Origin of the sequence: uncultured Campylobacter sp., from assembly GCF_937890585.1 — a bacterium.
Taxonomy (GTDB): domain Bacteria; phylum Campylobacterota; class Campylobacteria; order Campylobacterales; family Campylobacteraceae; genus Campylobacter_A.
The window spans coordinates 1-7,082 of sequence record NZ_CALACG010000365.1; the positions used below are offsets into that span (position 1 = coordinate 1).

The window sequence follows — 7,082 nt, forward strand, 5'->3', positions numbered from 1 at the left end:
AATTTACGAGCAATACACTTGGCTTTGGAAAGAAAATTCAGTGGCAAAAGTAAAAAAAGAGCATAATATTTCCGTACTAGCTTAAGAGCCAACTGTTAGATATGTGCCGAAAATAACGCTTTTCTTACAGTAAAATATACAAAAAATTTACAAAATTTTTTAGGATTTTGTTTAGCCTAAACTCATCTTGGTCGCTATTTTAAGCCATTTTTAAAAAAAATATGAAATCAAAAAACAAAATATTAAATAACTAAAAAATAGCTTAAAAGTACCGTAAATTCGGTTAATCTTTCTAGCCTTACCCTTATTATATAATCGCGATAAAATTTATAAAGGAGCACTTATGGCTAAGGAAGTAGGCGTAGTAAAGTCGCTAAATGGCAAGGCGGTTGCTGTTGACCAAAATGGAAACGAGAGAGAGCTAAAAGTTGGCGACATCGTTTATATGGGCGAGAGCATCAAGACAGATGGCGCAGCAGACAAGATAACTATCGTTGCAAATAACGGCAAAGAGATCACAGTATTAGGCAGTGATGCGCTTTCTTTAAATCCAAGCACAATAGGAGCTGAGGGCTTAGCTGATATAAGCGCTCTGCAAAACGCTATCTTAAACGGCGGAGATCTAACAAAACTTGAAGAGACTGCTGCTGGTGGAAACGCTGCTGCAGGCGGTGGCGGCGATGGCGTGAGCCTTGGTGCGGCTAGCTTTGCCGAGGGTGGTCACTACTCAAATATCAATGAAACTTATAGAAATTTAACTGACACAAATAGAGCTTTTGAATCATACGATAGTTCAATAGGCGGATATAGCAATGACGGCGATGATACTATAATACCAGGTGCCCCAACTGTTAAATTTGTAAGTGATGATCCAGATGATGGCATCCTAACTAGAGTTGAGCATGCAAATGATAATGATTTAAATACATCAAAAGTTCTTATCACTGTGCCAAATGATGGAACGGTTAGAGTTGGCGATGTATTAAATATCACTGTTACTGATCCAAATGGTAACGAGGTAAAAACAAATGTAGTAATAACTCCAAGCATCTTAACTGGCGGATATCCTCTTAATGCACCTATTGAGACAGGTAAAATTTCAAAGGTCGATGCGACTATCACAAATTTCCAAGGAAATGTTAGTGGTAAGAGCGAAGATAGTGTGACCCCTACTGGTTTTAGTGCTCCAGTTGTTAAATTTACAGAGGATATGAATCTTAATAACAATCCTGATGAAGACCCTGACAATGATGGGCTTTTGACCTATACTGAAAATAATAAAGACGGCAATCTAAATGAAACTCCAGTGCTTATAACTGTAACAGATGTGATCGTTGGTGATATACTGCATGTAAAACTAACAAAGCCTGATGGCACCGTAGAGAATAAAAACGTGCCTATCACTCAAAATATAATAGATAATGGCTATAAAATAAACGATATGCCAGTTGCTGAAGATAAACTCTCAAAAGTAGAGGCTTACGTAACAGATAGTACAAATACAATGACAAGCGCAACTGCTAGTGATGAAACAACTCCAGATGTAAGACCGACTTTAGTATTTACTGAAGATGGTGACAACAATGGCTTTCTAACAGACGCAGAAAATAAAGGAACAGATGGAAATTTTAGAACTTCACCAGTAGATATAACTCTTCCAAAAGATGTAGTAGCTGGCGATAAGATCGTTATAACTTATACTGATCCGTTAAATTATAACAATCCATCAGCTCCTCATGAAAAAACAATCACAGTAGAACTAACTCCAGAAATGGTCAGAGATCACAAAGTGACTGGCGTGCCACTTGATATATTCCCTGGGGTAAAAACAACTGCTAGTGTTCATGTAGTGGATAAAAATGATGTTGTAAAAAGTGCAGAGTCGGATACAGATAATGTACATCCAATCGGATCAGGATTAACCATAACGCTATCTGAGCAAAAAACTCTTCACGAAATTTCAAGACAAGAGAGTGTTGCTAAGATTGATAGGAATTTTAATGGTGTCAATGAAGATTTAGGTGATGAAAAAGTAAATCACACAACTGCAAAGATCACATTGCCAAATAGGGTTGATGATGGTGATAAGCTTACGCTTTCTATAAAAACTCCTAAGCTAGACCCTAATGATCCTGAAGGAAAAGCGTTTTTAAAAGATTCTAATGGTAAAACAGAATTTGAAAATACTACAAGAGACTTTATTATACATGTAAATGATAAAGGTGTTATAACTAAAGTAGTAGAACATACTAATTCTGGCGATGTTGAGTACGCTCCTTTAAAAGAGGAGCTTAATCAATGGGCTATTAATGTTGAAGGATTTAGCGTAAGACATGGAGAAGACACAACTATAACAGCTAGCATTACTCACATAAACCCAAATAGGAACGCTCATATAGCTCCTGTGGAGGCTTCAGCTAGCTTAGAGTATGTAAAAGCACCTGAAGTTATCTTTGAAGAGGCTAATGGAGCCAAGACTATGACCAGAGAGCAAGCTATCAGCGTCGATGGTCTTAATAGCACGAAAGTTACCATTAAGCTTCCTAAAAATGCAGTAAGTGGAGATAAACTAACTGTAACTATAAATGAACCAAATGAGACTCCTAGAACAAAAGAATATACTGTTGGAAGAGATGCAAATGGTAAGTTTTTTGTAAAAGATAGTGCTGGCAATGAAATAAATACAGAAGCAGACGGCAGAAGTTTTAAAATTTCTGGTATCAAAACAGCAACTGGCCTAGAAACTAAAGTAACAGCTGAGATAGTAGATAGTGATGGCAGCATTCAACACGCTAAAGGCTCAAGTAGTGTTACGATGGCTGGCATAAATGATATGGCCGTAAGATTTGTAGAAGATGGCGATCGTAACGTATCTTTGGCAAGATCAGAAAGCAAAGACGGAGACAATGATCTACTTAAGACTACAATTGCAGTAAAAGTGCCAAATAATGTTATAGCTGACGATGTTGTAAATGTAACAATAAACAATGGCACTTCAACTGAGACTAAAACTTATAAGGTTACTGGTAGAGATGATCACGGTAAGATCACACTAAAAAATACTTCTGAGACCTTAACCGTAAATGATAAGAATGAGATAGAGATCAAAGGTGTTTTGATAGAAGCTGGTAAAACTATCAACGTAGCTGCAGAGACTACTGATGCAAGCGGTGGCAAAAAAGCCGAAGCTAAAAACCATAACACTCTTGAAAAACTTCATAATGATATGAAGATCACTTTTGAAGAAGATGCTGATAATGACGGCATCTTGTATAGCGCTGAAGCAAACAGCGATCATAGCGAGACAACTACGACAGCAACTATAAAACTTCCTTCAAATTTTGTCGTAGGAGATAAGCTAGTAGTAGAGTCATACAATAAAGATGCTCCAAACAATAAAACACCTAAAGAATATACCATAAGCAAAGATGCTGGCGGAAATTTGGTTGCCATCGGTGGTGGTGAAACATTAAATATTGTAAACGATCCAAATGGAAATAAAGTAGTTGAATACACTCTAAATTTAACAGAGGATCATACGACTATCATAAATGCTAAGGTTACTGACAATACTGGCGTTGATAAAGTAGGCACAAAGAGTGACATAATGCTTGATGCTCAAGGTGCTGGTGCAGGAACTGGCTTTAGGCTATTTATCAATGAAGATAGTGATAGAAATGAGATACTAAGTAGAGATGAGGCGATGACAGATGGTCAGTTAAATACAACTTCTGCCACACTTCAGATCCCAACTACTGTAAATAGTGGTGATGTTATAAAAGTCAAAGTAAATGGTGGAGTAGAACAAGAATATACTGTTGTTTCAAATGTCGGCAATCGCATTACTCTAAAATTTCCAGATAATCACACTGATTTGCTTCCAGCAGACAATAAGCTAACAATTCCTGATGTACATATAGATAAAGATCATCCTGCGCAGGTTGAGGCCACTATAAATGGAGTAACAAAAACAGCCAAGGCTACACTTGAGACGATAGATACCAAAGATCTAAAAGTTGAATTTATAGAAGATGATGCAAGTAGGGATAAAACGATAGATAGAGATGAGGCTATATCTGTTGATGGAGTAAAAGTAACAACCATAAGCGTTCAAGTGCCATATAATGTCATAACTGGCGATAAGGTAGAGGTGCTAATAACTGAACCAAAAACTGATGGCACTACAGCAACTAGACCTGTAAACTATACTGTTTCAAAAGCTCCTGATGGCAAAATTTCATTAATAGATGATACCGATCTAACACATACTCCACATGAGCTTAAAAACAATACTATAAGAATAGGTGGCGTTGCCATGCTACCAGGTCGTGAGACTAGTGTAACTGCTATCATATCAAATGGTAGTAGTGAGCCAGTGCCTAGTCCTGAGGCAAAAATAAAGCTAGCTCCTCTAAGTGAGGCTGGATTAAATTTAAATATTGGCGCTGACCTAAATGACAATGGCACCATAACTAGAGATGAGTCTGATAAAGGCTTGATCCAATCAGGCGGAAGCACTTCAAAAGTAAATGTATCTATCCCTGGAAGCGTTATAGAAGGCGATAAGATAAATGTTGAGATAACAAACCCTGGTGCTACTACTCCTTTCACAAAAAGCTATAAAGTTATTAGCAAAGATGTAAATGGCAACATTGTCTTGGAAGATCTAGTCACTCACTCTCAATTTTCACTAGATAGAGATCAACCACTTCAGTTTGATGCTAAAATTGAAGTTGGTGCGGAGACAAAAGCAAAAGTAACTCTAACAGATGCTTTTGATAATCATGTGAGTAAGACAGATAGTGCTAGTGCCGAAATAGATGCTATAAGAGGAGCCTTATTGAGAGATTCTGGAAGTCAGGATAAGGCCCAGATAAAAGTTTATCTCAATGAAGATGCTAAAGCTGGCGATAAAGTAGAGTTTAAATATACTGATCCAGATGATCACACACAAACAAAAACTGATACCTATGAATTAACAGATCAAGATATAGGTAAAGGCGTGTTTGAATATTCGCTTGATATCAACGCAAGATCAGCCTATGACCTAAATGTGGAAACTACGCTTATAACGCCAAATGGCTTAGCAAGCAAGGTTTATTCTAATGACCTTCATCTAAATGTGAAAAATTACACTATCAATTACGATGAAAACTCAACTATGAAAGGCGGTGAAGGAAGTGCTGATACTTTAGTAGTTGATAATAAAGTGGTTGATTTTAGTCGTGTGACTGGCCTTGATGCTAAAGTCGAAAGCTTTGAAAATATCCAACTTAAAGGCAACTCTGAGATCAAATTTGATGCAAATGCAATCTTTGATATCACTGATAATCCAAACACTGTCCTTAAGATAAAAGGTGACGCAACCAATAAAGTGGATATCAAAGGTAAGTGGGAGTTAGAAAAAGATCCTTCTATACATGCAGATGCTGGCTTTAAGGGCTACTCAAGTAAAGATCAAGTAGATGGACACACTATCCATATACAAATAGACGATAAAGTCCAAACAGACCTATAATCCCCAAAAGTGAGTGCGCTTTAAGCACTCACTTCACTTAACTAACTTCAATTCACATCATTTTTTAAGCCTTATTTTACTAATATCACCCCTTTTAAAGGAGAAGACATGAAAAATTTAATAGCCATAGTTGTGGTCATAGCAGCACTTGTTTTTGGCGCTTTCAAATACGCAAATTCATTTGTCGTGCTTGATGAAAACACCAACGAGAAGTGGTCGCAGGTGCTAAATCAATACAAAAGAAGAGCCGATCTTGTGCCAAATTTAGTTGAAACTGTAAAAGGCTACGCAGCCCACGAACAAAAGGTCTTTGAAGACGTGGCAAACGCAAGAAGCAAGAGCATGCAAGTAAGCATCGACGCAAGCAGTCTTAGCGACGAGGCAAAGGTTAAAGAATTTATGGCAGCTCAAGGTCAGCTAGGCTCCGCACTTGGCAGGCTAATGGCAGTTAGCGAGAGCTACCCAGAGCTAAAAGCAAACCAAAATTTCCTATCACTCCAAAGCCAGCTTGAGGGCACAGAAAACCGCATAAGCGTAGCAAGACGCGACTACATCGAGGCCGTAAAAGAGTACAACGTAGCTCTTAGAAGCTTTCCAGGTAAATTTATAGTAGGCATTTTCTACCCAGAGATGAAGCCAAAACAAGGCATCGAGGTTAGCAGCGAAGATATAAAAAACCCAAAAGTTTCGTTTGAGAAATAATGAAAAAAATCATTAGCCTTTTGCTCTTTGCATTTTGCTTTTGTTTTGCTCTAAAGTTCAATGAGCAGATCAACGATGAGACTCATGTTTTTTCACAAAATGAAAGAGATGAGCTTTTAAATTTATTGCAAAATTTCGAGCAAAATAGCACCATGCAAATCGCCATCGTGACTTTAAATTCGCTTGAAAACAGGAGCATTGAAGAGCTATCTCTTGAGATCGCTAGAGGCTACAAACTAGGTCAAAAAAAAGATAACAACGGCGTGCTTTTGGTGGTTGCTCCAAATGAGAAAAAGGTCCGCATCGAGGTTGGATACGGCCTTGAAGGGGTGCTAACTGACGCCGTGGCAAGCCAGATCATAAATAGCGTCATGATACCCAAGTTTAAAAACGGCAAGATGAGCGAAGGCGTGAAAGATGGCGTTTTGGCGATCATAAAAGTAGCTAGTGGCGAGGAGTTTAGGAGTAAATTTAGCCTTGGCGACGTGCCTTTTGGCGTGATCGCATTTATCGCTGGCATAATCTCATGCTTTGCTTCTGTAATCTTTGGCAAATTTTTTATGCGAACTGGCTTTAGCACGTGCTTTGCTGGACTTGTATCGACAGCGCTTGAGCAGGGATTTGGCGTGCGAAACTACCTCATAATCTTTGGCGCATTTGCCTTTATATTTGCGGTATTTTTCTTTATTTTAAAAGACGTTTTTAAGAGAAATAGCCAAGGCGGCTCTTTGCCAATGGGCTTTAGACGAGGTGGTTCAGACTCAAATGGAGGTGGCGGTCGCTCAAGCGGCAGAGGAGGCGGCTTTAGTGGCGGCGGCGGCGGTTTTGGCGGAGGCGGAGCTAGCGGCAGCTGGTGAAATTT

Annotated in this window: 3 protein-coding genes; all 3 read left to right on the forward strand. The window is 38.5% G+C overall.

Translation table 11 applies throughout. The annotated features are described in order from the left end of the window. Positions 1 to 343 precede the first annotated feature (343 nt). The 3 genes from Q0296_RS10885 to Q0296_RS10895 all read left to right on the forward strand — a co-directional run bounded on the left by Q0296_RS10885 (position 344) and on the right by Q0296_RS10895 (position 7,077). Complete coding sequence (locus tag Q0296_RS10885; protein ID WP_298040500.1) at positions 344 to 5,518, forward strand: retention module-containing protein; 5,175 nt, start codon at positions 344 to 346, stop codon at positions 5,516 to 5,518. Positions 5,519 to 5,626: 108 nt separating this feature from the next. Further along, positions 5,627 to 6,220 (forward strand): LemA family protein, encoded by a 594-nt coding sequence (locus tag Q0296_RS10890; protein WP_298040502.1) that lies wholly within the window; start codon positions 5,627 to 5,629, stop codon positions 6,218 to 6,220. Continuing rightward, on the forward strand, positions 6,220 to 7,077 hold the full coding sequence (locus Q0296_RS10895; protein ID WP_298040504.1) for a YgcG family protein: 858 nt from the start codon (positions 6,220 to 6,222) through the stop codon (positions 7,075 to 7,077). Before Q0296_RS10890 ends, Q0296_RS10895 begins: the two co-directional genes overlap by 1 nt. Positions 7,078 to 7,082 lie beyond the last annotated feature (5 nt).

Bases quoted from the DNA above. Each gene is read 5' to 3' on its own strand.
- Q0296_RS10885 (WP_298040500.1), top strand. From the start codon at position 344: ATGGCTAAGGAAGTAGGCGTAGTAAAGTCGCTAAATGGCAAGGCGGTT.
- Q0296_RS10890 (WP_298040502.1), top strand. From the start codon at position 5,627: ATGAAAAATTTAATAGCCATAGTTGTGGTCATAGCAGCACTTGTTTTT.
- Q0296_RS10895 (WP_298040504.1), top strand. From the start codon at position 6,220: ATGAAAAAAATCATTAGCCTTTTGCTCTTTGCATTTTGCTTTTGTTTT.